Origin of the sequence: Acidovorax delafieldii 2AN, assembly GCF_000175235.1 — a bacterium.
GTDB classification, from domain to species: Bacteria; Pseudomonadota; Gammaproteobacteria; order Burkholderiales; family Burkholderiaceae_C; genus Acidovorax; species Acidovorax delafieldii_B.
Genome location: NZ_ACQT01000052.1, coordinates 1 through 20,911 on the forward strand (window position 1 = coordinate 1; position 20,911 = coordinate 20,911).

The 20,911-nt window shown below is 66.1% G+C and carries 19 protein-coding genes and 1 pseudogene; 9 read left to right on the forward strand and 11 right to left on the reverse strand.

Going from position 1 to position 20,911, the window contains the following annotated elements; genetic code table 11:
- The coding region (locus ACDELDRAFT_RS09235; RefSeq protein WP_005795849.1) for a serine hydrolase at nucleotides 1-426 on the reverse strand (426 nt) is incomplete at its 3' end.
- A gap of 108 nt (nucleotides 427-534) precedes the next feature.
- Here ACDELDRAFT_RS09235 and ACDELDRAFT_RS09240 point away from each other — a divergent pair.
- Nucleotides 535-1,404, forward strand: coding sequence for a LysR family transcriptional regulator (locus tag ACDELDRAFT_RS09240; protein WP_005795851.1), 870 nt, complete (start codon nucleotides 535-537; stop codon nucleotides 1,402-1,404).
- A gap of 476 nt (nucleotides 1,405-1,880) precedes the next feature.
- Here the strand turns inward: ACDELDRAFT_RS09240 and ACDELDRAFT_RS09245 are convergent, their stop codons facing one another.
- Entirely contained in the window at nucleotides 1,881-3,521 is a 1,641-nt protein-coding gene (locus ACDELDRAFT_RS09245; protein ID WP_005795853.1) for a GAF and HD-GYP domain-containing protein, read from the reverse strand.
- A 92-nt stretch (nucleotides 3,522-3,613) separates the two neighbouring features.
- Between ACDELDRAFT_RS09245 and trhO the strand changes: the two genes are divergently transcribed.
- The 6 genes and pseudogenes from trhO (at nucleotide 3,614) to ACDELDRAFT_RS09275 (ending at nucleotide 9,908) form a co-directional block, all read left to right on the forward strand.
- Complete coding sequence (gene trhO / locus ACDELDRAFT_RS09250) at nucleotides 3,614-4,612, forward strand: oxygen-dependent tRNA uridine(34) hydroxylase TrhO (protein ID WP_040328634.1); 999 nt, start codon at nucleotides 3,614-3,616, stop codon at nucleotides 4,610-4,612.
- Nucleotides 4,609-5,298 carry a glutathione S-transferase gene (locus tag ACDELDRAFT_RS09255; RefSeq protein WP_005795856.1) on the forward strand — a complete coding sequence of 230 codons (690 nt, stop codon included), beginning with the start codon at nucleotides 4,609-4,611 and terminating at the stop codon, nucleotides 5,296-5,298. The genes trhO and ACDELDRAFT_RS09255 overlap by 4 nt, the downstream gene beginning before the upstream one ends.
- A 482-nt stretch (nucleotides 5,299-5,780) precedes the next feature.
- On the forward strand, nucleotides 5,781-6,206 hold the full coding sequence (locus ACDELDRAFT_RS09260) for a PepSY domain-containing protein (RefSeq protein ID WP_005795858.1): 426 nt from the start codon (nucleotides 5,781-5,783) through the stop codon (nucleotides 6,204-6,206).
- Nucleotides 6,207-6,230: 24 nt separating this feature from the next.
- Nucleotides 6,231-6,707 (forward strand): DUF2271 domain-containing protein, encoded by a 477-nt coding sequence (locus ACDELDRAFT_RS09265; RefSeq protein ID WP_005795860.1) that lies wholly within the window; start codon nucleotides 6,231-6,233, stop codon nucleotides 6,705-6,707.
- A 9-nt stretch (nucleotides 6,708-6,716) separates the two neighbouring features.
- On the forward strand, nucleotides 6,717-8,924 hold the full coding sequence (locus ACDELDRAFT_RS09270; protein WP_005795862.1) for a PepSY domain-containing protein: 2,208 nt from the start codon (nucleotides 6,717-6,719) through the stop codon (nucleotides 8,922-8,924).
- A 43-nt stretch (nucleotides 8,925-8,967) separates the two neighbouring features.
- Nucleotides 8,968-9,908: pseudogene (locus ACDELDRAFT_RS09275) on the forward strand (FAD:protein FMN transferase).
- Between the two features lie 443 nt (nucleotides 9,909-10,351).
- On the opposite strand, the gene ACDELDRAFT_RS09280 reads toward ACDELDRAFT_RS09275, so the two are convergent.
- The 5 genes from ACDELDRAFT_RS09280 to ACDELDRAFT_RS09300 form a co-directional block, all read right to left on the reverse strand.
- On the reverse strand, nucleotides 10,352-10,888 hold the full coding sequence (locus ACDELDRAFT_RS09280; RefSeq protein WP_005795867.1) for a disulfide bond formation protein B: 537 nt from the start codon (nucleotides 10,886-10,888) through the stop codon (nucleotides 10,352-10,354).
- Between the two features lie 163 nt (nucleotides 10,889-11,051).
- Nucleotides 11,052-12,176: a sulfate/molybdate ABC transporter ATP-binding protein gene (locus tag ACDELDRAFT_RS09285; protein WP_005795869.1), complete on the reverse strand. Its 1,125-nt coding sequence runs from the start codon at nucleotides 12,174-12,176 to the stop codon at nucleotides 11,052-11,054.
- 12 nt (nucleotides 12,177-12,188) lie between these two features.
- On the reverse strand, nucleotides 12,189-13,100 hold the full coding sequence (gene cysW, locus ACDELDRAFT_RS09290) for a sulfate ABC transporter permease subunit CysW (RefSeq protein WP_005795871.1): 912 nt from the start codon (nucleotides 13,098-13,100) through the stop codon (nucleotides 12,189-12,191).
- On the reverse strand, nucleotides 13,097-13,948 hold the full coding sequence (gene cysT / locus ACDELDRAFT_RS09295) for a sulfate ABC transporter permease subunit CysT (protein WP_005795873.1): 852 nt from the start codon (nucleotides 13,946-13,948) through the stop codon (nucleotides 13,097-13,099). Before cysT ends, cysW begins: the two co-directional genes overlap by 4 nt.
- 175 nt (nucleotides 13,949-14,123) lie before the next feature.
- Nucleotides 14,124-15,119, reverse strand: a complete 996-nt coding sequence (locus tag ACDELDRAFT_RS09300; RefSeq protein WP_005795875.1) for a sulfate ABC transporter substrate-binding protein — start codon at nucleotides 15,117-15,119, stop codon at nucleotides 14,124-14,126.
- A 225-nt stretch (nucleotides 15,120-15,344) separates the two neighbouring features.
- Here ACDELDRAFT_RS09300 and ACDELDRAFT_RS09305 point away from each other — a divergent pair, with 225 nt between their 5' ends.
- Nucleotides 15,345-16,442 (forward strand): tellurite resistance/C4-dicarboxylate transporter family protein, encoded by a 1,098-nt coding sequence (locus tag ACDELDRAFT_RS09305; protein WP_005795877.1) that lies wholly within the window; start codon nucleotides 15,345-15,347, stop codon nucleotides 16,440-16,442.
- An 89-nt stretch (nucleotides 16,443-16,531) separates the two neighbouring features.
- Here the strand turns inward: ACDELDRAFT_RS09305 and ACDELDRAFT_RS09310 are convergent, their stop codons facing one another.
- The 3 genes from ACDELDRAFT_RS09310 to ACDELDRAFT_RS09320 all read right to left on the reverse strand — a co-directional run bounded on the left by ACDELDRAFT_RS09310 (nucleotide 16,532) and on the right by ACDELDRAFT_RS09320 (nucleotide 19,204).
- Nucleotides 16,532-17,164 (reverse strand): RBBP9/YdeN family alpha/beta hydrolase, encoded by a 633-nt coding sequence (locus ACDELDRAFT_RS09310; RefSeq protein WP_005795879.1) that lies wholly within the window; start codon nucleotides 17,162-17,164, stop codon nucleotides 16,532-16,534.
- Nucleotides 17,161-17,802, reverse strand: coding sequence for a peroxiredoxin (locus tag ACDELDRAFT_RS09315; protein ID WP_005795881.1), 642 nt, complete (start codon nucleotides 17,800-17,802; stop codon nucleotides 17,161-17,163). Before ACDELDRAFT_RS09315 ends, ACDELDRAFT_RS09310 begins: the two co-directional genes overlap by 4 nt.
- A 454-nt stretch (nucleotides 17,803-18,256) precedes the next feature.
- The gene (locus ACDELDRAFT_RS09320) at nucleotides 18,257-19,204 is read right to left on the reverse strand and encodes a LysR family transcriptional regulator (protein ID WP_040328640.1); all 948 of its coding nucleotides are present in this window, start codon (nucleotides 19,202-19,204) and stop codon (nucleotides 18,257-18,259) included.
- A gap of 124 nt (nucleotides 19,205-19,328) precedes the next feature.
- Here ACDELDRAFT_RS09320 and ACDELDRAFT_RS09325 point away from each other — a divergent pair, with 124 nt between their 5' ends.
- Nucleotides 19,329-19,970, forward strand: a complete 642-nt coding sequence (locus ACDELDRAFT_RS09325; RefSeq protein ID WP_005795885.1) for an FMN-dependent NADH-azoreductase — start codon at nucleotides 19,329-19,331, stop codon at nucleotides 19,968-19,970.
- Between the two features lie 142 nt (nucleotides 19,971-20,112).
- On the opposite strand, the gene ACDELDRAFT_RS09330 is transcribed toward ACDELDRAFT_RS09325, so the two are convergent.
- Nucleotides 20,113-20,661, reverse strand: a complete 549-nt coding sequence (locus ACDELDRAFT_RS09330) for an NADPH-dependent FMN reductase (protein ID WP_005795887.1) — start codon at nucleotides 20,659-20,661, stop codon at nucleotides 20,113-20,115.
- Nucleotides 20,662-20,911: the final 250 nt, after the last annotated feature.

Consider the following 20,911-nt stretch of genomic DNA (forward strand, 5'->3'; position numbering starts at 1 on the left):
CAGGTTGGCGGCCGTGTTGTCGCTCAGCGTCATCGTGCCCTCGCACAACGCCTCCACCGTCATGCCCGCGCCGCCGGCATGGGGCCCGGTGGCGGGCGAATACGCCAGCAGGTCTTCGCGCCGGTAGGTGATGCGGCGGCCCAATTGCTCCTTGCCCTCGTCCACCAGCCGCAGCGTCTGTGCAGCCAGCAGCAGCTTGAAGGTGCTGGCCATGGGAAACAGCTCGCCGCCCCGGTGCCCCACCCGGCGCCCGGTGTGCGTGTCGAGCACACCGACGCCGATGCGCCCCCCGCTGCGCCGCTCGATGGCGGCCACGGACGTGGTGAACGCGGTCGCGCTTTCATCACTGTTTTTCTGGAGGCTTACTCCCGCCCAGCCCGCGATGGGTGCGAAGCCCAGGGCCACCACAAAGTCTCTGCGAAGCATCATTTTTCCTTTGAATAACGTTGACGAGGATGCAACGATAGTGGGCAGCGTCACTTTGCACTATCGACAATAATCGCCAGCAAACCCAAGAAAAACTTCAGGCTAAGCATGCACCTGCCACTGAACGCCTTGCGCGCCTTCGAGGTGGCCGCGCGTCACCTGAACCTCACCCGCGCGGCCAGCGAATTGAACGTGAGCCAGACGGCCGTGAGCCAGCACATCCGCAATCTGGAAGAGCGCCTGGGCCAGCCGCTGTTTCGCCGGCTGCCCCGCGGCCTGGCGCTGACCGACGAGGGCCGCGCGCTGCTGCCCGCGCTGGAGGAATCGTTTGGCCGCATCAGCGCCGCACTGGAACAGTTCAGCCAGAGCCGCCCGCGCGAAGTGCTGACGGTGGGTGCCGTGGGTACGTTCACCGTGGGATGGCTGCTGCCACGCCTGCGTGAATTTCAGCAGGCATGCCCGTTTGTTGACCTGCGCCTGCTCACGCACAACAACCGCGTGGACATTGCCGGCGAAGGGCTCGACTACGCCATCCGTTTTGGCGACGGCGCATGGCACGGCACCGAAGCCGAGTTGCTCATGCCCGCACCGCTGTCGGTCATGTGCACGCCCGAACTGGCCGCGCGCCTGCGCGTGCCGGCCGATCTGGCGCACCAGCCGCTGCTGCGGTCCTACCGCGCCGACGAGTGGGAGGACTGGTTCGCCGCCGCTGGCGTTCGCTGCCCCGTGGTGCGCGGCGTGGTGTTCGACTCGTCGCTCACCATGGCCGAGGCGGCGGCCCAGGGCGCTGGCGTCGCCTTGCTACCGGTGTGCATGTTCACGCGTGAGCTGCAACACGGGCGCCTCGCGCGCCCTTTCGCCGCCGAGCTTCACCAGGGCAGCTACTGGCTGACGCGCCTCAAGTCGCGCCCGCCCACGGCGGCCATGGCGGCGTTTCGGGGCTGGCTGGTGCTGGCAACGCAAGCCTCAACACGCTGACTTTGGAGAAAATCAGGCTGTAGCGCTTATGTGAAAAGCGCCATCAGCTATCAAAACAGAAGCATTTCAACCACCTTCCCACTCACTGCGGGCGTGTGCATGTGCGTGCCCAAGCATGTGCCTGTGCGGGTTGATGGAGCCAGCAACCCGCCATGCGCGAGCGCGCTAAGCAATGGACATGAGATCGGTACAGCGAGGTCCATGCGCATCGACCCACCGTGTCGGCCCTGTGGCCCGCCGCGCGCATTCGCGGGTGGCCGAGGGCGCAAATCGCTCGCGGATGGGACGGAGAAGTCGTTGGCCTGAACCCGCGCCAAGTCTCGGGTCTCGGGTCTCGGGTCTCGGGTCTCGGGTCTCGGGTCTCGGGTCTCGGGTCTCGGGTGTTGCGTGTCGGATGTCGGGTGTCGGCACGCACAGCGTCCAGCGCTACCGGCACGCCTTGCCGGGTCCGCCACCCGGACGACGGCCCGCGGCTGCTAGGCGCCTGCCGCAACGGGCTGGCGGGGAACGGGCACTTCGTCAACTTGCCCTGGGTCGAGGAACTCACGCGCATAGCGCAGGTACACCCCTTCGCGCACGAACACATCGAACAGGTCGGGGTCGACGTGGCCGCCGTCACGCATCCTGGCCATGATGGCAAGCGCCTGCGACAACGTCATGCCACGCTTGTAGGGCCGGTCGGCGGCTGTGAGGGCTTCGAAGATATCGGCGATGCCCATCATGCGGGCCTGCACCGACATCTGCTCGCGCGTGAGACCACGTGGATATCCCTTGCCATCCATGCGCTCGTGGTGGCCGCCCGCATACTCGGGCACATTCTTCAGGTGGCGCGGCCAGGGCAACGTCTCCAGCATCTTGATGGTGGCGACGATGTGGCAGTTGATGGTGTCGCGCTCTGCTTGCGTGAGCGTGCCCGAACGGATGGTGAGGTTCTCCAGCTCCTCGGCCGTGAGAAAGTGGGTCTGCACGCCATCCACGTTGCGCCATTCACGCCGCGTGCCGATATCGCGCACGCGTTGCTGGTCTTCAGGCTGCATGGCCTCGCTGCCGGTGTTGCAGCGGCGCAGAAACTCGCGGTCGCTTTCGAGCGCGCGCATTTCGTGCTGCAGCGCCTGCAGCTCGCGCATCTCGGCACGCGCGTCCGCCACGGGGCGCAGCGCCAGCTGGCGGCGCAAGGCGGCCAGTTCGGCATCGCGCTTGAGCACCTCGAAGCGCGTGTCAATGAGGCCGATGCGGTCATACAGCGTCTGCAGCTTGGTGGCCTTGTCCACCACGTGCACGGGCGTGGTGATCTTGCCGCAGTCGTGCAGCAGGCCGGCCATCTTGAGTTCATAGCGGTCGCGCTCGGTCATCCTGAAATCCGCCAGCGGCCCGTCGGTGGTGGCATCGGCGGCCTCGGCCAACATCATGGTGAGGGCGGGCACGCGCTGGCAATGGCCGCCGGTGTAGGGCGACTTCTCGTCGATAGCCAGGTTGATGAGGTTCACGAACGATTCGAACAGGCGCTCCAGCTGCGTGATGAGCAGCCGGTTGCTGAGGGCAATGGCGGCCTGCGAAGCCAGCGACTCGGCCAGGCTCTGGTCGGCCTCCGAGAATTCGCAGACCTGCCCGGTCAGCCCGTCGGTGGCGTTGATGAGCTGCAGCACGCCGATCAGCTCGTGGTCGTGGTTGCGCATCGGCACCGTGAGGAACGATTGCGAGCGATAGCCGGTGCGCTGGTCGAACGCGCGGGTGCCTGAAAAATCGAATCCCTGCGCACTGTAGGCATCGGCAATGTTGACGGTGCGGTCATGGATGGCGGCGTAGGCGGCCACCAGCGAGTCGTTGGGTGTGCCATCGGCGTGGCGCAGAGGAAGGTCGGGGAAATCGGTGGGCCTGCCCGCCGTTCCGCCCAGGCGGATTCCAAGCGAATCGGTGCGCACGATTTCGAAGCGCAGGGCGCTGTGGTCCTCGGTCACGCGGTAGAGCGTGCCGCCGTCGGCGCCGGTGATGGTCTTGGCCGCTTCGAGAATGCTCTCCAGCAGCCGGTCGATGTCCCGCTCGCGCGAGAGCGCGGCGCCAATGCCGTTGAGCTGTTCCAGCCGGCGAAACAGATTGAGTGCGGATTCCTGGCCCATACAACCACCTTGGGTGCAGCGTTATCGACCCCGCATCGTAACGAAATGTGATGGCTATCATGCCTGCTTCGCCCACCCTGCCCCTACCGTTCGTGGATTCGGTCACACCCCGCTTTCTTGCCGCAGCCTTGTACCAGTTCGCCGATCTGCCGGACTGCGCGGCATTGCGCGCGCCGCTGCAGGCCGTGTGCGACGCACAAGGCGTGCGCGGCATGCTGCTGCTGGCGCCCGAGGGCATCAACGGCACCATCGCAGGCGAGCCCGCAGCAGTGCACGCGGTACTGGCGTGGCTGCGCAGTGACCCGCGGTTTTCCGAACTGCAGCACAAGGAGGCACAGGCGGAGCGCATGCCGTTCTACCGCATGCGGGTGCGGCTCAAGCGCGAGATCGTCACCCTGGGCGTGTCCGGCCTGAACCCCGCACGCAACGCAGGCACCTACGTAAAGCCCGAGGACTGGAACGCACTCATCGACGACCCGAACGTGGTGGTGGTCGACACCCGCAACGACTACGAGGTGGGCATCGGCAGCTTCGAACGTGCCATCAACCCGCACACCAGGAGCTTTGCCGAGTTCCCTGCCTGGGTAGCCCAGCAGTCGCAGCCGGGCGGCGTGCTGGCGGGCAAGCCGCGTGTGGCCATGTTCTGCACGGGGGGCATCCGCTGCGAGAAATCCACCGCGTTCCTGAAGTCGCAGGGGTTCGAGGAGGTGTTCCATCTGCAAGGCGGCATCCTCAAGTACCTGGAAACCGTGCCCGAAGAAGCCAGCCGCTGGCATGGCGACTGCTTCGTGTTTGACGAACGCGTGTCCGTGGGTCACGGCCTGACCCCCGGCCACCATCAGCTGTGCCGCTCGTGCCGCATGCCGCTGGGTGAGGCCGAACTGCAATCACCGCACTACGTGGCAGGCGTGAGCTGCCCCTACTGCCACGGCACCCGCACGCCCGAACAGCAACGCGCCCTGGCCGAACGTGAGCGGCAGATGCAACTGGCGGCCCAACGCGGCCAGGAACACATTGGTGTGCGCCAGCCGGGCAACCCGGCGCGGACCATCGCCAAAGACGGGAGCGGCGGCGAGGACGAATCCGCATGAGCACCCTGCCCGTTCTCTATTCCTTTCGCCGCTGCCCCTATGCCATGCGCGCCCGGCTGGCCTTGGCGGTGAGCGGCCAACTGTGCGAACTGCGCGAGGTGGTGCTCAAGAACAAGCCGCAGGGCCTGCTGCAGGTATCACCCAAGGCCACCGTGCCCGTGCTGGTGCTGCCAAGCGGCCAGGTGCTGGAACAAAGCCTGGACATCATGCGCTGGGCACTGGCCCGGCACGACCCTGCCGGCTGGCTGACGCCGAGCAACAGCACCGAGGCCGCCATGCTGGCACTGGTCGCCCAATGCGACGGCCCCTTCAAGCAGGCGCTGGACTGCTGCAAATACCCCAGCCGCTACCCAGAGGCCGACACCGCCCTGGCCCGCACGCAGGCCGTGGAATGGCTGCGGGGCCTGGAGGCGCTGCTGGCCCGGCACCCCTTCCTGTGTGGCGACCACGCAGCCCTCACGGACATGGCCATCGCGCCGTTCGTGCGGCAGTTTGCCGGCATCGACGGCTCCTGGTGGAATGCGCAGCCCTGGCCCCATCTGCAGGCCTGGCTGGCGCAATGGCAGGCGAGCAGCCTGTTCGAGGGCGTGATGCACAAGCTGCCCGCGTGGGTGGATGGCACCGAGGGCGTGCTGTTTCCGCACTCCACAGGGACTTCCACGTGGCAGCGCCGCCCACCGGCCTAAAAAGGCGGTGCGCCGCACTGTGACGCAAGACGTGGCGAATCCCATGGCGGCACATCTGCCGGCGGTAAGACGCCGACTAAACGCACGTTCTTAGAGCAGTTGCACCCAAGACCCGCGCTTCCGCCGAAGCCGCCGCGTCGCTTGCGCCAGGCACGGCGGCCCTGGACCGGGCCCGTACCCATGCGCTACGCCCGGTGCGGTGCGGTGCGGTGCGGTGCGCCGATGGCGGGTTGGTCATTAAGCATCCCTTCAGGGTGGTGCGCCAACAATGCGCTACCACAAAAAGCAAAAACCGCATGGGTACTAAAGTTGCCGCTGACAGGGGTTCACTGTGCGCCAGGGCAGAGATGCCGGGCCGTCCATTCGCCCGATCTGGGGCGGTCTGTTCCAACGCCGCGATATCGGACTCGCCCGGTCGGACACCTGTGCAGGCGCGCGCGGCGAAACGTTTGCCCTGCACCAGCACTTTTTGGGAGGCTTCCATGAAACACCATTCCTCTTTTCGCCATGGCTTGCTTGTCCTGTCGCTGGGCCTGTGCGCCCTGCCCACATGGGCCAGCGACGACTGCGATGCGCCGGTGAATCGCTGGCAGACGCGCGAGGCCTTGCGGCAGTGGGCAGCCGCGCAAGGCTGGCAGATCCAGCGGCTGAAAATCGATGACGGGTGCTATGAAGTTCGCGGCACAGATGCCCAGGGACGCAGCTTCAAAGCCAAGATCGACCCGGAGAACCTGAAGGTCTTGAAGATCAAGCAAGGCGACCACCAACGTGACCGAGATAGGGATCGTGAACGCAACCGCGAACGCGAGGGCGGCGCGCAACACAACCCACCGCCGCAACCGGACGGTACCGCAGTCCCGTCGCCTTCGCCCGCCCCTGGCAGCGCACCCCGCGGCCAGATCCAGTAACCCCCCCATCTTTAGGAGCACCCCATGTCCAAACCCCTTTCGACCGTTCTGGCCACTGCCTGCGTGCTGGCCCTTCCAGCCCTGGCACACGGCCGCCCGGTCGCGCTGACCGCCCAGCTCAAGAACTACGGCGGTGATGGCGCCTACCTGGCGGCCTACCTGACCGATGCCAAAGGCACCTATGTGCGCACGTTGTGGGTGGCCGGCGGCAAGGCCAAGTACTACAAGCACCTGTCCGACTGGAGCCGCCTCTCGGCGGGCGACGCCAAACGCCTGAACGGTGTCACCGGCGCCAGCGTGGGCGCCGGGCGCACGCTCAAGGTCACGGCCGATCTGGCGGATGCACTGCTGGATGCGGGCTATGAAATCCGCATCGACGCCGCTGCAGAAGACATGCGGGACAGCCCGTCGGAGGTCCGCATTCCGCTGACCAAAGCCAACGCCGGCAAGCCACAGGCCGGCAAGCAGTACATCCAGTCGGCCACCTTCCAACTTCAGTAAAGGACACACATGGGCTGGAAAGCGATCCACCGCTGGCTGGGCCTCACGGTTGGCACCCTGGCGGTGGTGCTGGGCATCACCGGTGCCATCCTGGCGTTCGACCCGGTGCAGCAGGCATGGCAGGCGCCCGCCGCCCCGGCCAATTTGCCGGTGGCCACATTGGTGGAACGCGTGGCGCGCAGCGTCCCGGGTGCGGAAGAAATTCGCCACCTGCCCTCCGGTGCCATCGTCGTGTTCGGCTTTGCCGGCGACCAGCCGCAGGCCTCGTACGTGGACCCCGCCGATGGCCATGTGCTGGGCCCCTGGCAACCGTCGGCGCTGCCACGGTGGGTGAAGAACCTGCACCGTTCGCTGCTGCTGGGCGACGCGGGGCGCTGGGGTGCCGCGGGCATTGCGCTGACCATGGGTCTGTTGTGCGTCTCTGCCCTGGTGCTCTTGCTGCGGCGCATGGGTGGCTGGCGGCGGCTGGCAGCGCGGGTGCGCGGCACGCTGGCGCAGCGCATCCACGTGGTGACCGGCCGCGTGGTGCTCGCCATCCTTTGCATCACATCGCTCACAGCGCTGACCATGAGCGCATCGACCCTGGGGCTGGTGACGCTGGACACCAGAACCGAACCTGAAGTGTTTTCGGTGGTGACCGGCAAGCCCGACATGCCCGGCGCACAGCTGGCAACGCTGCAAAACCTCCAGGTGCAGGATTTGCGCAAGCTGAGCCTTCCTGGCGCCACCGACCCGGAAGACACCTGGAAGGTTGTGACCGTCCAGGGCCAGGGCTGGATCGACCGGTACTCGGGCCAGATGCTGGCCTGGCAGGACGCCACCTTTGCGCAGCGTATTTACGACCTGGCCGTGGTGCTGCACACCGGCGAAACGGCTTGGCCCTGGGCCGTGGTGCTCGGGCTCGCGGGCGCCAGCGTGCTGCTGTTCTGGCTGTCGGGCGTTGTGATCTGGTGGCAGGCACGCGGCCAGGCGCCCCGCATCACAGGCAACACCCCGCTGGCACAGGCCGACGCGCTCATCTTCGTGGCGAGCGAAGGCGGCAGCACCTGGGGTTTTGCGCAAACGCTGCAAGACGCGCTCATGCAAGGCGGCCACCGCGTGCACACCAGCGCCCTGGAAAACTTCCAAACCACGGCCGCCACGCGGCAGGTGTTTGTGCTGGCAGCCACCTACGGCGAAGGCCAGGCCCCGGCCCACGCGAGCCACGCCCTGGCGCACATCGCCAAACTCAAAGCCAGCGCTGTGCCAGTGAGCGTGCTGGGCTTTGGCGACCGGCAGTTTCCGGCCTTCTGCGCCTATGCCAAGGCGCTGGACCAGGCGTTGCGTGCGCAGGGCTGGCCGGCGCTGCTGCCGCTGGAGTGCATCCACCAACAATCGGGGCAGCAGTTTGCGCGCTGGGGCGTTGCACTGGCACAGGCGCTGGGCGAACCCCTGGTGCTGGAACATGTGCCACGCGTGCCACCCACCACGGCGCTCACGCTTGTGGCGCGGCAGGACTATTCCGGTGCTTCCGGGCCGGCCACGGCGATCCTGCGCTTTGCGTGGCCTGCACAGGGCCCGGGCGCACACCTGCGCGGGCACGGCCTGGCGCGGTTTGAAGCGGGCGATCTCGTGGGCATCGTGCCGCCGGGTTCGGCCGTGCCACGCTACTACTCGCTGGCATCGGGCTGGAAAGACGGGTTTCTGGAAATCTGCGTGCGCCAGATGCCAGGCGGCCTGTGTTCCACCCACTTGCTGGGCCTGCATGAGGGGGACAGCATCGCGGCCTTCATCCGGCCCAACCCCGGCTTTGCACTGCCGCGGTCACGGCGGCCCGTGCTGCTGATCGGGGCGGGCACCGGCGTAGCACCGCTGGCCGGCTTCATACGCCGTAACGACAAGCGCAGCCCGATGCACCTGTATTTTGGTGGACGCGACCCATCTCGGGATTTTTACTTCGCCCCCGAAATCCAGCGCTGGCTCGCCGAAGGACGCCTGGCAACGCTGCAGACGGCTTTTTCGCGCGTACCGGGCGGCGGCGGCTATGTGCAGGACGCCCTGCGCCGGGACGCCGAGCGCGTGCGCGGACTGGTGGCACAGGGTGCGATCGTGCGCGTTTGTGGCAGCCGCGCCATGGCGCAGGGCGTGGCCGAGACGCTCGACGCCGTGTTGGCACCGCTGCAGTTGAGCGCCTCGGCGCTGAAAGCCAAGGAGCGGTATGCCGAAGATGTCTTCTGAACCCGCGGCGCCCTGCAAGCGCACCACCCTGCACGGTGCGACCATGGGCACGCGCTGGTCTGCCAGCGTCGACGCCAATGCCACCGTGGACCTGAAAGCCTTGCGCCAGGACCTGGCCGCTGCGGTCGGGCAGGTGGACGCGCAGATGTCGCCCTGGAAACCCCACAGCGACCTCGTGCGCCTGAACCGCGCACCCGTGGGCGACTGGGTGGACCTGCCCGCTGAAATGCTGGAGGTGCTGGACTGCGCGCTCGAAGTGCAGCGCCTGAGCGCGGGGGCCTTCGATCCTTGCGTGGGCGCGCTCGTGGATGCCTGGGGTTCGGGGCCGCGCGCGACACCCCTGATGCGCAAGCAATTCGCGCTGCGCGCCAGTCTGCGGCACCTGCCACGGCCCACGCCCCCCTGGAGCTGGACAGGCCCGCAGGCCGAGCGCGCAAGCAGGTGCCCCTGCAACTCGACCTCTGCGGCATTGCGAAAGGGTACGCGGTGGACCGCATGGTGAACGTGCTGCGGCAGCATGGCGTGCGCCACGCGCTGGCTGCGCTTGACGGGGAGCTGCGCGCCTTGGGCGACCAGGCCAGCGGCGCACCCTGGGCTGTGGCGGTGGAGCACCCCGAAGCCGGTCGCCGTGCGGTGCACGGGGTCATCGAGCTGGAAGAGCTGGCCGTGGCCACGTCGGGCGACTACCGGCGCTATCTGGAAGTAGGCGATACGCGCATCGCGCACACCATGAACCCGCGCCGATGCGCCCCCGTGAACAATGCGGTGGCCTCGGTCACCGTGCTGGCGCCTAGCTGCATGCTGGCGGATGCCTGGGCCACGGCCTTGCTGGTGGCAGGCCCTGGCGAGGGCATGGCCATGGCACAGCGCAGGGGGCTGGATGTCCTGTTCCTGCTGCGCCGGCCCACAGGTTGGGCAGAGGTGGGGCTGGGCCGGTTTGGCACGTCAGCGGATCGGTCACGCCTTGCAGACCACGCCAGGTGACAAAGGCAGGTGGCGCAGCGTCTCCACCCCACCGCTCTTCTGCTGGTGCCGATGATCGCCGCGCCACGGGCCGTGGGCCCGGCTCATGAATCGGCGTAGGCGAGTCTGCGGCGGATCAAAAGGCCCACTTGGCGGCCTCAAAGCCGCACGGGCGGCGCGAGAAACCGGACCGGTAACAGATAGCCATCGCACCAGTTACCGCACGCCCGCAGCGCGTGGACACCTCGCGCGCATGCGCAGTCGCCCACAGCCCCCACAGATTCCGCACGGCTGCTGCCGACTGCCCAAAAACCCCAGCGACCGGAAATGCAGCGGTGGGTACGAGCGGCACCGATGACGCCTTGAACGGTGCCTCCCGCAGCGACCGGTCCCACTCTGTGGGAGCCAACAAAAAAGCGCTCCTTGGAGCGCCTTTCTGCATGGTTCGAGGCAAGCCTGCTGCATCAGGCCATGGAGTATCCCGAGCCTCCGCGGTTGCCAACTTTGAGAGCACGCACCACCAGCAACAGCAACACCAGGCCAAAACCCACAAAGCAGATGAACGACCAGTTGGCGATCGAGCCACCCAGGAAGGTCCAGTCGATCGCGGTGCAGTCACCCGAGCCGCGGAAAATCATGGGAATGGCGCGGCTGATGGGGTAGTTTTCGATCATGCCGTAGAAGTCGCGGCCGCAGGTGGCCACCTCGGGCGGGTACCACTGTAGCCAGCTCTGGCGGGCCGCCACAAAGGCACCGAAGCCAGCCGTCAACACCGCCAGCAGCGCAAAGGTCATCCACCAGCCTCTTTGGCCTCTCGCGCTTGCCAGGCCTGTAAAGATTGCTATACCAATAAGAGCATAGCGCTGCACGATGCACATAGGGCATGGCTCCAGGCCCACCACATGCTGCAGGTACATGCCAAAGGCCAGCATGGCCACACACGCCACGCTGATGAGTGCCAGCACCCGGCGTGGGGCCTGATCGATCCAGTTCAACACCATTTTTTATCCTTGTGGCGTATGGACATTCGACCGCCTGACCTGGCTGGAACGCCCTGCCGTGCTGCAGCACTGCCAGCGGCGCCCTGCCTGGTGATGCGGTCAAATGCCCATTCGCTGAAAAAGCCGCCCTGCCACTGGGCGATTTTCCGTGAAGGAGAACAGCTCAGATACCGGCGGCCTGGTCCAGAAAAACCCGGGCGCGGCGCGGTGTCACCACCAGCGTTTCGCCCTCCTTGAAACCCATTTCCTTGAACTGCTGCGCAGGGATCTGCGCTTCGATCAAGTGGTCTGGGGACGCATTGTCCGCTGGTTTGTGGTCGTCCAAGGGAATAAGTTCCAGTCGGGCGATCGGTCCCACCACGATGGCGCGGCTGAGCTGCGCCACGATGCCGCGTGGGCGGCCTTGGGCGTCCAGCCCCGCGCCGGGTGAATAGCGCTCCACATCCAGATCGTGCGGGCGCACGTAGGCAAAGGCCTTGGCGTTCTGCGCCTGGGCGTGTTCGGGGGAGTCCAGCTCGATGCCCTCCATGTGCACCAGGCCTTCATGGGCACGGCCGTGGAACAGGTTCACATCGCCCAAAAAGCCATACACGAACGGGCTGGCCGGGTTGTCCCATACCTGCTGTGGCGAGCCGCTCTGCTCGATCTTGCCCTGGTTGATGACCACCACGCGGTCGGCCACTTCCAGCGCCTCTTCCTGGTCGTGCGTGACGAAGATGCTGGTGACGTGCAACTCGTCGTGCAGGCGGCGCAGCCAGCGGCGCAGTTCCTTGCGCACCTTGGCGTCCAGCGCGCCGAAGGGCTCGTCGAGCAGCAGCACCTTGGGCTCCACGGCCAACGCGCGCGCCAGGGCGATGCGCTGGCGCTGCCCGCCCGAGAGCTGCGAGGGGTAGCGCTCCGCCAACCAGTCCAGCTGCACGAGCTTGAGCAGGTCCATCACCTTCTGCTTGATCTGCGCTTCGCTGGGCCGTTCGCTGCGCGGCTTCACGCGCAGGCCGAAGGCCACGTTCTCGAACACCGTCATGTGGCGGAACAGCGCGTAGTGCTGGAACACGAAGCCCACGTTGCGCTCGCGCACGTGCACGTCGGTGGTGTCTTCGCCGCTGAAGTGGATGCTGCCCACATCGGCCGTCTCCAGGCCCGCGATGATGCGCAAGAGCGTGGTCTTGCCGCAGCCCGAAGGGCCGAGCAACGCGATGAGTTCGCCGGACGCGATGTCCAGGCTCACGTCGCGCAGCGCCTGAAAGTCGCCGAACTGTTTGCTGACGTTGCGGATTTCAATGCTCATGTTCTTCTTCCTTCAGCGGGCGCCCGCCACAGCCGGCGCGGGCCGCTCGGGCGGGAGTTCAGCAGCGGCCTTGAGCGCCTGCTCGTTGCGGTGCTCGGCAATGGTCTTGATGACCAGCGTGACCAGCGCCAGCAGGGCCAGCAACGATGCGGCTGCAAATGCGGCCACCGATTGGTATTCGTTGTAGAGGATCTCGACGTGCAGCGGAATGGTGTTGGTCTGGCCCCGGATGTGGCCCGACACCACCGACACCGCGCCGAACTCACCCATGGCGCGCGCGTTGCACAGGATCACGCCGTACAGCAGGCCCCACTTGATGTTGGGCAGCGTGACGTGCCAGAAAGTCTGCCATCCCGTGGCGCCGAGCACGATGGCGGCCTGCTCCTCGTCGTTGCCCTGCGCCTGCATCAGCGGGATCAGCTCACGGGCGATGAACGGGAAGGTCACGAACACCGTGGCCAGCACGATGCCCGGCACGGCGAAGATGATCTTGATGTCGTGCGCCTGCAGCCAGGGGCCGAACCAGCCCTGCGCGCCAAACATCAGCACGTAGATCAGGCCCGCCACCACGGGCGACACCGAGAACGGCAGATCGACCAGCGTGGTCAGGAAGGCTTTGCCCTTGAACTCGTACTTGGCGATGCACCAAGCCGCCGCCACGCCGAACACCAGGTTCAGCGGCACGGCGATCAGCGCCGTGATGAGCGTGAGCTTGATGGCCGACCAGGCATCGGGCTCGCGCAGGCCTTCGAGGTAGGCGCCCAGGCCCTTGCGCAGCGCCTCGGCGAACACAGCGGCCAGCGGCAGCACCAGGAACAGCAGCATGAAAGCCAGCGCCAGCGCAATCAGCGTCCAGCGCACCCAGGGCGCCTCGGTCGTGCCGGCCTGCGCACGGCGGACGGTGCGGGTGTTGGTACCACTCATGCCGGTGCTCCCGCGTGGCGGCGCTGCCATGCCTGCAGCGCATTGATGACGAACAGCAAAACAAAGGAGATGACCAGCATCACCACGGCCACGGCCGTGGCGCCCGCGTAGTCGTACTGCTCCAGCTTGCCGATGATGATGAGCGGCGTGATCTCCGACACCATGGGCATGTTGCCGGCGATGAAGATCACCGAGCCGTATTCACCAACGGCCCGCGCAAACGCCATGGCAAAGCCCGTGAGCAGCGCCGGCATGATGGACGGCAGGATGACCAGCCGGAAGGTCTGCCAGCGCGTCGCCCCCAGGCAGGTCGCGGCCTCTTCCAGCTCTTTCTCGGCGTCTTCGAGCACGGGCTGTACGGTCCGCACCACAAACGGCAGGCCAATGAAGATGAGTGCGATGACGATGCCCGCAGGCTTGAACGCCAGCTGGATGCCCAAGGGCTCCAGAATACTGCCCACCCAGCCATTGCCCGCGAGCAGCGCTGTGAGCGAGATGCCCGCCACAGCAGTGGGTAACGCAAACGGCAGATCCACCAGGGCATCAACAATCTTCTTGCCCGGAAACTTGTAGCGCACCAGCACCCAGGCGATCAGCAGGCCAAATACCAGATTGACCAGCGCCGCAAGAAACGATGCACCAAAGGTCAGCCGGTACGAAGCCACCACGCGCGGCGCGCTGATGGCCGCCCAGAACTGCTCCCAGGTCAACGTGAAGGTCTTGAAGATCAGCGCCGACAGCGGGATGAGCACGATGATGCTCAGATAGAACAGCGTATAGCCCAATGACAGGCCGAAGCCGGGCAGGACCCGCTTGGCACCCTTGCGCGTGCCTTTCTTGTCATTCATAGAATGTTATCCATTGCACACCGCCGACGGAAACTGGCGCGCCCGGGCAAGCGCCGCCGCGCAAGGGTCGTCAAGCAGCATGGGCGGCGCTGCGCTTGCGCTGGAACGCCCCCTTCCCGCATGGCATGGCAATGCGAGAGCAGGGGGAAACGCGCGCCGCGCCCCAAAGGGATGTTCACTTGGCGTACAGCTTGTCGAACTGGCCGCCGTCATTGAAGTGCACCTTCTGCGCTTCGGTGAGCGAACCGAAATACTTGGCCACGGTGAACTGCTTGAGCGGCTTGAATGTGGCTTCGTACTTCTTGAGCACCTTCTCCGAACGCGGGCGGATCGCGTGCTTGGCAGCGATCTCCTGCGCCTCGTCCGAGTACAGATAGTCGAGGTAGGCCTTGGCCAACTGCGCCGTGCCCTTCTTGGCCACCGTGCGTTCGACCACGGCCACGGGGTTCTCGGCCACGATGCTGACCGACGGGTACACCGCATCGACCTTGCCCGAGCCAAACTCGCGGTCGATCGACACCACTTCGGATTCAAACGTGATCAGCACATCACCCTGGTTGCGCTGCAGGAAGGTGGCTGTGGCGTCACGCCCGCCCTTGGCCAGTACGGGCACGTTCTTGTAGAGCTTGCCCACGAACTCGGCGGCCTGCGCCTCGGTGCCGCCCTTTTCGCGCACGGCGCCCCAGGCGGCCAGATAGGCATAGCGGCCGTTGCCGCCAGTCTTGGGATTCACAACAATCACCTGCACGCCGGGCTTGATCAGGTCGTCCCAGTCCTTGATGTGCTTGGGGTTGCCGTTGCGCACCAGGAACAGCATGGTCGATGTGGTGGGCGATGCGTCGTTCGGAAACCTCTTGGACCAGTCCTTGGCCACCACGCCGCTGTCGGCGAGGAACTGCACGTCGGTGGTGGTGTTCATGGTCACCACGTCGGCGGCGAGGCCGTCGTTCACGGCGCGCGCCTGCGCGCTGGAGCCGGCGTGCGACTGGTCGATCTTCACGTCCTGGCCGGTGGTCTTCTTGTAGTGCGCAATGAAGGCGGCGTTGTAATCCTTGTAGAACTCACGCGCCACGTCGTACGAGACATTCAACAGGGTCTGTTGCGCCGTGGCAGCGCCGCTGGCGGCCAGTGCCAGGGTGGCCAGGAGAGACTTGAGCTTCAGTGAGTTCATGACAATGCCGTCCTCGAAAAGGGTGATGCAGGCATTGTCCGCAGTCCTTTATAAAACTCAAAAGAATACATTTTTGTTAATTTATTAGATATTGGAATAAGCGGAACTTCGCGCCGTGGGCATCGCCAGCTCTTACCAGGTTCGTTGACCCATGTCCGGCCGTGTCGGCCCCCAGCGCCGTAACATGGCCGTCGCCCAAACCGCGGCAAACGCCCCACCCGATCCATGCCCCAGAACCCCGCGCTTCCAGGCACCGCCGGCCATGCCACCCTGGCCCCCTGGCGCAAGGGCCTGGCACAGTTGTCGCCAGCGTACTTCGGCATGGTCATGGCGACGGGCATTGTCTCGCTGGCTGCGCACATGCAGGGGCTGGTGCTGCTCGCCCGTGTGCTGTTTGGGCTCAACATCGGCCTCTACGCGGGGTTGTGGTGCCTGTACCTGCTGCGCCTGGCACTGTATCCGCGCCATTTCCTGGCCGACCTGATCGACCATCTGCGTGCACCGGGCTTCTTCACCACCGTGGCGGCCACCAATGTGCTGGGCGCCCAGGCCATCGTGATCGGGCAAGACACCGCGGCCGCCGTGGTGTTGTGGTTCGTGGCCGTCGCCCTGTGGGTGATGTTGACCTATGCCATTTTTGCGGCCTTCACCATCAAGCCCCGCAAGCCCACCCTGGACCGCGGCATCAACGGTGGCTGGCTGCTGGCAGTGGTGGCCACGCAATCGGTGGCCGTGCTGGGTGCTTTGGTAGCCGCCCGCATCGGCCAGCCCTACAAGCTCGAAGTCAACTTCTTTGCGCTGTCGATGTGGCTGTGGGGCGGCATGCTCTACATCTGGATGATGTCGCTCATTTTCTACCGCTACACCTTCTTTGCCTTTTTGCCGGGCGATCTCTCGCCCCCCTACTGGATCAACATGGGTGCGATGGCCATCTCCACGCTGGCCGGCTCGCTGCTGATCGTCAACGCCCCCGATGCGCCGTTTCTGTTGTCACTGCAGCCATTTCTGAAGGGCTTCACCGTTTTCTACTGGGCCACGGGCACCTGGTGGATTCCCATGCTGCTGGTGCTGGCGGTGTGGCGCTATGGGTTCCAGCGCTTTGCACTGCGTTATGACCCTCTGTACTGGGGCGCGGTCTTCCCCTTGGGCATGTATGCCGCCAGCACGCACGAGATGCGGCTGGCCATGGGGTTCGACTTCCTGGCGCTGGTGCCGCAGGTGTTCCTGGGCGTGGCCCTGGTGGCCTGGCTGGGCGCATTCACCGGCGCGATGCACAGCGCGTTCGCCACACTGCGGGGCACCCCGCACCCGTCGAAGCCTTGAAGGCTGCCTGCGACGAAGAAGGGCAAAAATCGGGCAAAAAACGCCTGCAGCGCTTGTTCGCATTGCGCAATCCGCTATCGTTTTTGAAGCTATGCCGGCAGCGGCGAGCCCGCCCAGTCCATCTGCTCCACCAGAGACTGCAGCAGCGCCAGACCCAGCGGCCATTCGCCATGGCCCGAATCGATGTTGATATGCCCGGCGTTCTGCATGCGCACGAATTCGCTGCCCCATGCCCGTGCATAGGCGCCCGCCAGGCGGATGGGGCAATAGGGGTCGTTGCTGCTGGCCACCACCACGCTGCGGTACGGCAAGGCCGCGCTGGGCACCGGTGCGAAGTCGCTCAACACGGCGCGGCGTTCCGGGTCGGCCGGGGCCACCAACAGCGCGCCGCTCACTCGGGCGGCCGCCTGGGGGCCCATGTGGGTGGTGGCAATGCACCCCAGGCTGTGGGCCACGATGACCACCGGGTGGGGCGCTTCAAGCACGGTTTTTTCGAGCTGGCCCACCCATGCAATGCGGGTGGGCGTGATCCAGTCGTCCTGCACCACGCGGCGCGCATGCGACAGGCGCTCGGCCCAGAGGCTTTGCCAGTGGCCGGGCCCCGAATCACGCCAGCCGGGCACGATGATGATGGAGGCCGGACCTGATCGGTGCGCGCCCAGCGCCACCACTTCCGTTCCCCGGGCAGCCCCTGCCGGGGCGCCAGCAGCTGCCGCGTTCATTTGTTGGGCTGGGGCGTGATGCGCAGGTAGGGGCGCACGGCCTTGAAGCCTTTGGGGAAGCGCTGGGCAATCTCGGCCGGGTCTTGCAGGCTGGGCACGATGATCACGTCGTCACCGTCTTTCCAGTTGGCGGGCGTGGCCACCTTGTGGCTGTCGGTGAGTTGCAGCGAGTCGATCACGCGCAGGATCTCGTCGAAGTTGCGGCCCGTGCTGGCCGGGTACGTGAACGTGGTGCGGATGCGCTTTTGGGGGTCGATGATGAACACGCTGCGCACCGTCACGGTGGTCGATGCGTTGGGGTGGATCATGTCGTACAGGTCGGCCACCTTCTTGTCCGCATCGGCCAGGATGGGGAAATTGACGGTGGTGTTCTGCGTGTCGTTGATGTCGCCCACCCAGCGGTGGTGGGAATCCACGGGGTCCACACTCACGGCAATGGGCTTGACATTGCGCCGGGCGAATTCACCGGCCAGCGCCGCCGTCTTGCCCAGTTCGGTGGTGCAGACGGGCGTGAAATCAGCGGGGTGGGAGAACAGCACCACCCACGAGTCGCCCGCCCACTCATGGAAGCGGATGGGGCCGGCGGTGGATTCCTGCGTGAAATCGGGGGCGATGTCACCGAGTCTGAGGGTTGCCATGGATTCACTCCTTCGTGCGTTGATGGAAGTGATTCTGCGAGCCGCCCTTTAAAACCCAAACGAATATATTGTTTTTACTTAATCGCGAATTCATCTAACACCGGTGCCGTACCCCGCCCCGCCAACACAGGCGATGCGGGTGTGGCACGCCGTGATAGCCGCACTGAATGGGGGTACGGCGCAAGCCTTGGCAGCGTTGCCGCCGCTCGGCCCGTAGGCAGTTGGTAGATGACCAGGAACTTCTGGACCCGACACAGGGGGCGCTGTAACCCCACCGCGCGGGCCAGTCCCGATGCCTGGCACTCGGCGCCCGACACGCACTCCACCCCTTTCCGCCCCTGTATCGTCGCACCAGCGGCAGGCCAGGCCGCGCGGCAGGGACAAAGCGCAGCCCACCAGCGAGCGCACACCGAGGCGCCCTCACGCCCACGCTGCATGCGGATGCAGCACCACGCTAGATGCCGGCGCCCTCCATCCCCTGGGCCAGCAGGCGCGTGGCCTGGCTGCTGCGCCCGGGCATGGTTTCGCCCAGGAAATCCAGAAACCGCCGCACCGCGGGCGACAGCCCCCTGCGCGACGGAAACACCGCATGCACGATGCCACGCGGCGGCGCCCAGCCCGGCAGCAGGTGGACCAGACGGCCGGCACGCACTTCTTCCTGGCACATGTAGTCGGGCAGCCAGCACATGCCTGTGCCGGCCAGGGCAGCGAATTTGAGCGTGAGCAGATCATCGGCCACATAGCGGGGGTGGTGGTGCAGCGTCTGCTCGCGCCCGCCTTCGCCGATCAGGCGCAGCATCGAGCGCCCATCCACGGCCGACATGGCGATGCTGTCCAGCCGCGTGAGGTCTTCCAGCGTGCGCGGCGTGCCCTGGCGCGCCAGCAAATCGGGGCTGGCCACCAGGATCTGCGTGGCATCGTCGAGGCGCTTGACCACCATGCTGCCACTGTCGTCCAGCGAGGGCCGCACGCGCAGCGCCACGTCCACGCCCTCCTCCACGGGGTTCACGGCCCGGTTGCTCACCTGCATTTCGATGCGCACCCGTGGCCAGCGGGCCAGAAACTCTGGCATCAGCTCGGCAAGCACGGTCTGCGCCAGGGTGACCGGGCAGCTCAGGCGCACCGTGCCCTGCGGCTCGGTCTGGACCTGGGCCACGGTGTCGGCCGCAGCCTGGGCCGATTCGCGCATGGCCTGGCAATGGCGAAGGTACGCTTCGCCCACGTCGGTGAGGGACAGCTTGCGCGTGGTGCGCTGCAACAGGCGCACGCCCAGCTGGGCCTCCAGCTCGGACACACGCCGAGACAGGCGGGATTTGGGAATGCCCAGGGCGCGCCCCGCCGCGGCAAAGCCGCCGCGCTCCACCACCTCGGCAAAGTACAGCATGTCGTTCAGGTCTTGCATGGCGCCCCGCATTGTTCTATTTGCAGAACAATCTATCGCATTTTTGCTGACTTATCAAACCGGCAGAACAATTTCACAATCTCCCCATGGTCACAAACGTGACCGCCCATTCAAGGAGAACTCCATGCAACTGCTTCACATTGATTCCGCCATCACCGGTGCCAACTCTGTATCGCGCCAGTTGACGGCCCAGATCGTGGCCGCCTACCAAGCCAACCATCCCGGCACCCAGGTGAGCTACCTGGACCTCGTGGCCAACGCCCCTGCCCACTTCACCATGGACGCCATGGCGCCCCGCACTGGCCAGACCGAAGGCCTGAGCGATGTGCAAAAACGCGAAAACGCCGTGTCCGAGCAGCTGGTGAGCCAATTTCTGGCGGCCGACGTGGTGGTGATTGGCGCTCCGTTCTACAACTTCAGCATTCCCACCCAGCTGAAGGCCTGGATCGACCGCATCGCCCAGCCGGGCCGCACGTTCCACTACACCGCCAACGGCCCCGAAGGCCTGGCCAAAGGCAAGACCGTGATCATTGCCTCGACCCGTGGCGGCGTGTATTCCACCAGCGAAGGCGGCCGTGCCATGGAGCACCAGGAGAGCTACCTGCAGACGGTGCTGGGCTTCTTCGGCGTGACGGACGTGCGCTTTGTGCGCGCCGAGGGCGTGGCCATGGGCGATGCCGCCAAGGCCGAGGCCCTGGCCACGGCAGAGCAGGCCATCCGCAACCAGGCTGCGGCCAACCAGCCCCAGGCCACCCAGGCCGCCTGATGCGGGGGGCGCCACGGGCGCTTATCCGGCACATCATGCAACCCGGCCCTGCGCCGGGTTTCTTTTTTTAAAAAACCAATGGTAGCGCTTGTCAGCCAAGCGCCACCAGCTACAGATTCAGCAGCAGCACCTGCGCCCTTGCTCAGGCGTGTTTCTTCACCCAGGCCACATAGTGGTTCATCCAGCCCTGCAGAAAGTCGCGGCTGCCTGCGCCAATGCCGCCATCGGCATCGAACAACCCCTCCTTGGCATGGATGAACGCCTCGGGTTGCCCCAGCGTGGGCACATCCAGGTACGCCAGCACGTTGCGCAGGTGCTGCTGCGCCATGGCCGTGCCGATGGCGCCCACCGACGCACCGATCACGCCCGCAGGCTTGCCCGCCCAGGCATTCTGCCCATAGGGGCGCGAGGCATTGTCGATGGCGTTCTTGAGCACGCCGGGAATCGAGCGGTTGTATTCGGGCGTGACAAACAGCAGGCCCTGCGCCGCCTTGATTTCACCCTTGAGCCGCAGCACCGAAGCGGCCTGCTGGCCGTCGTCGTCCTGGTTGTAGAGCGGCAGGTCATCCAGGCGCAGTTGCGTGAAGCTGAAATCCGCGGGCGCCAGCCGGGCCAGTGCCGTGGCGAGCTTGCGGTTGAACGAATCCTTGCGAAGACTGCCGACGACGACGGCAATGTTGTACTGGCTCATGGAATACCTCCTGCGGACAAAGAGACCCGGCAAGGCGCCGGAAAACCATGGTAGCGCGCCCGGCCATCGCGCGCCATCGCCCGGGGATGACACCCGGCATGGTGCGGGCCTGTCGTCGAGCGCGTGCGCTCCGCGTTGCGCCCTGCCGCAGCAGCTGGTGACCCTGCTTTCCACGGGCTGCCGTGCCGCCCACCTTTGCCGCAAAGCCTGCGTCCCCTGAACCTGCGACCGGCGGATGGTCGGCTGCCAG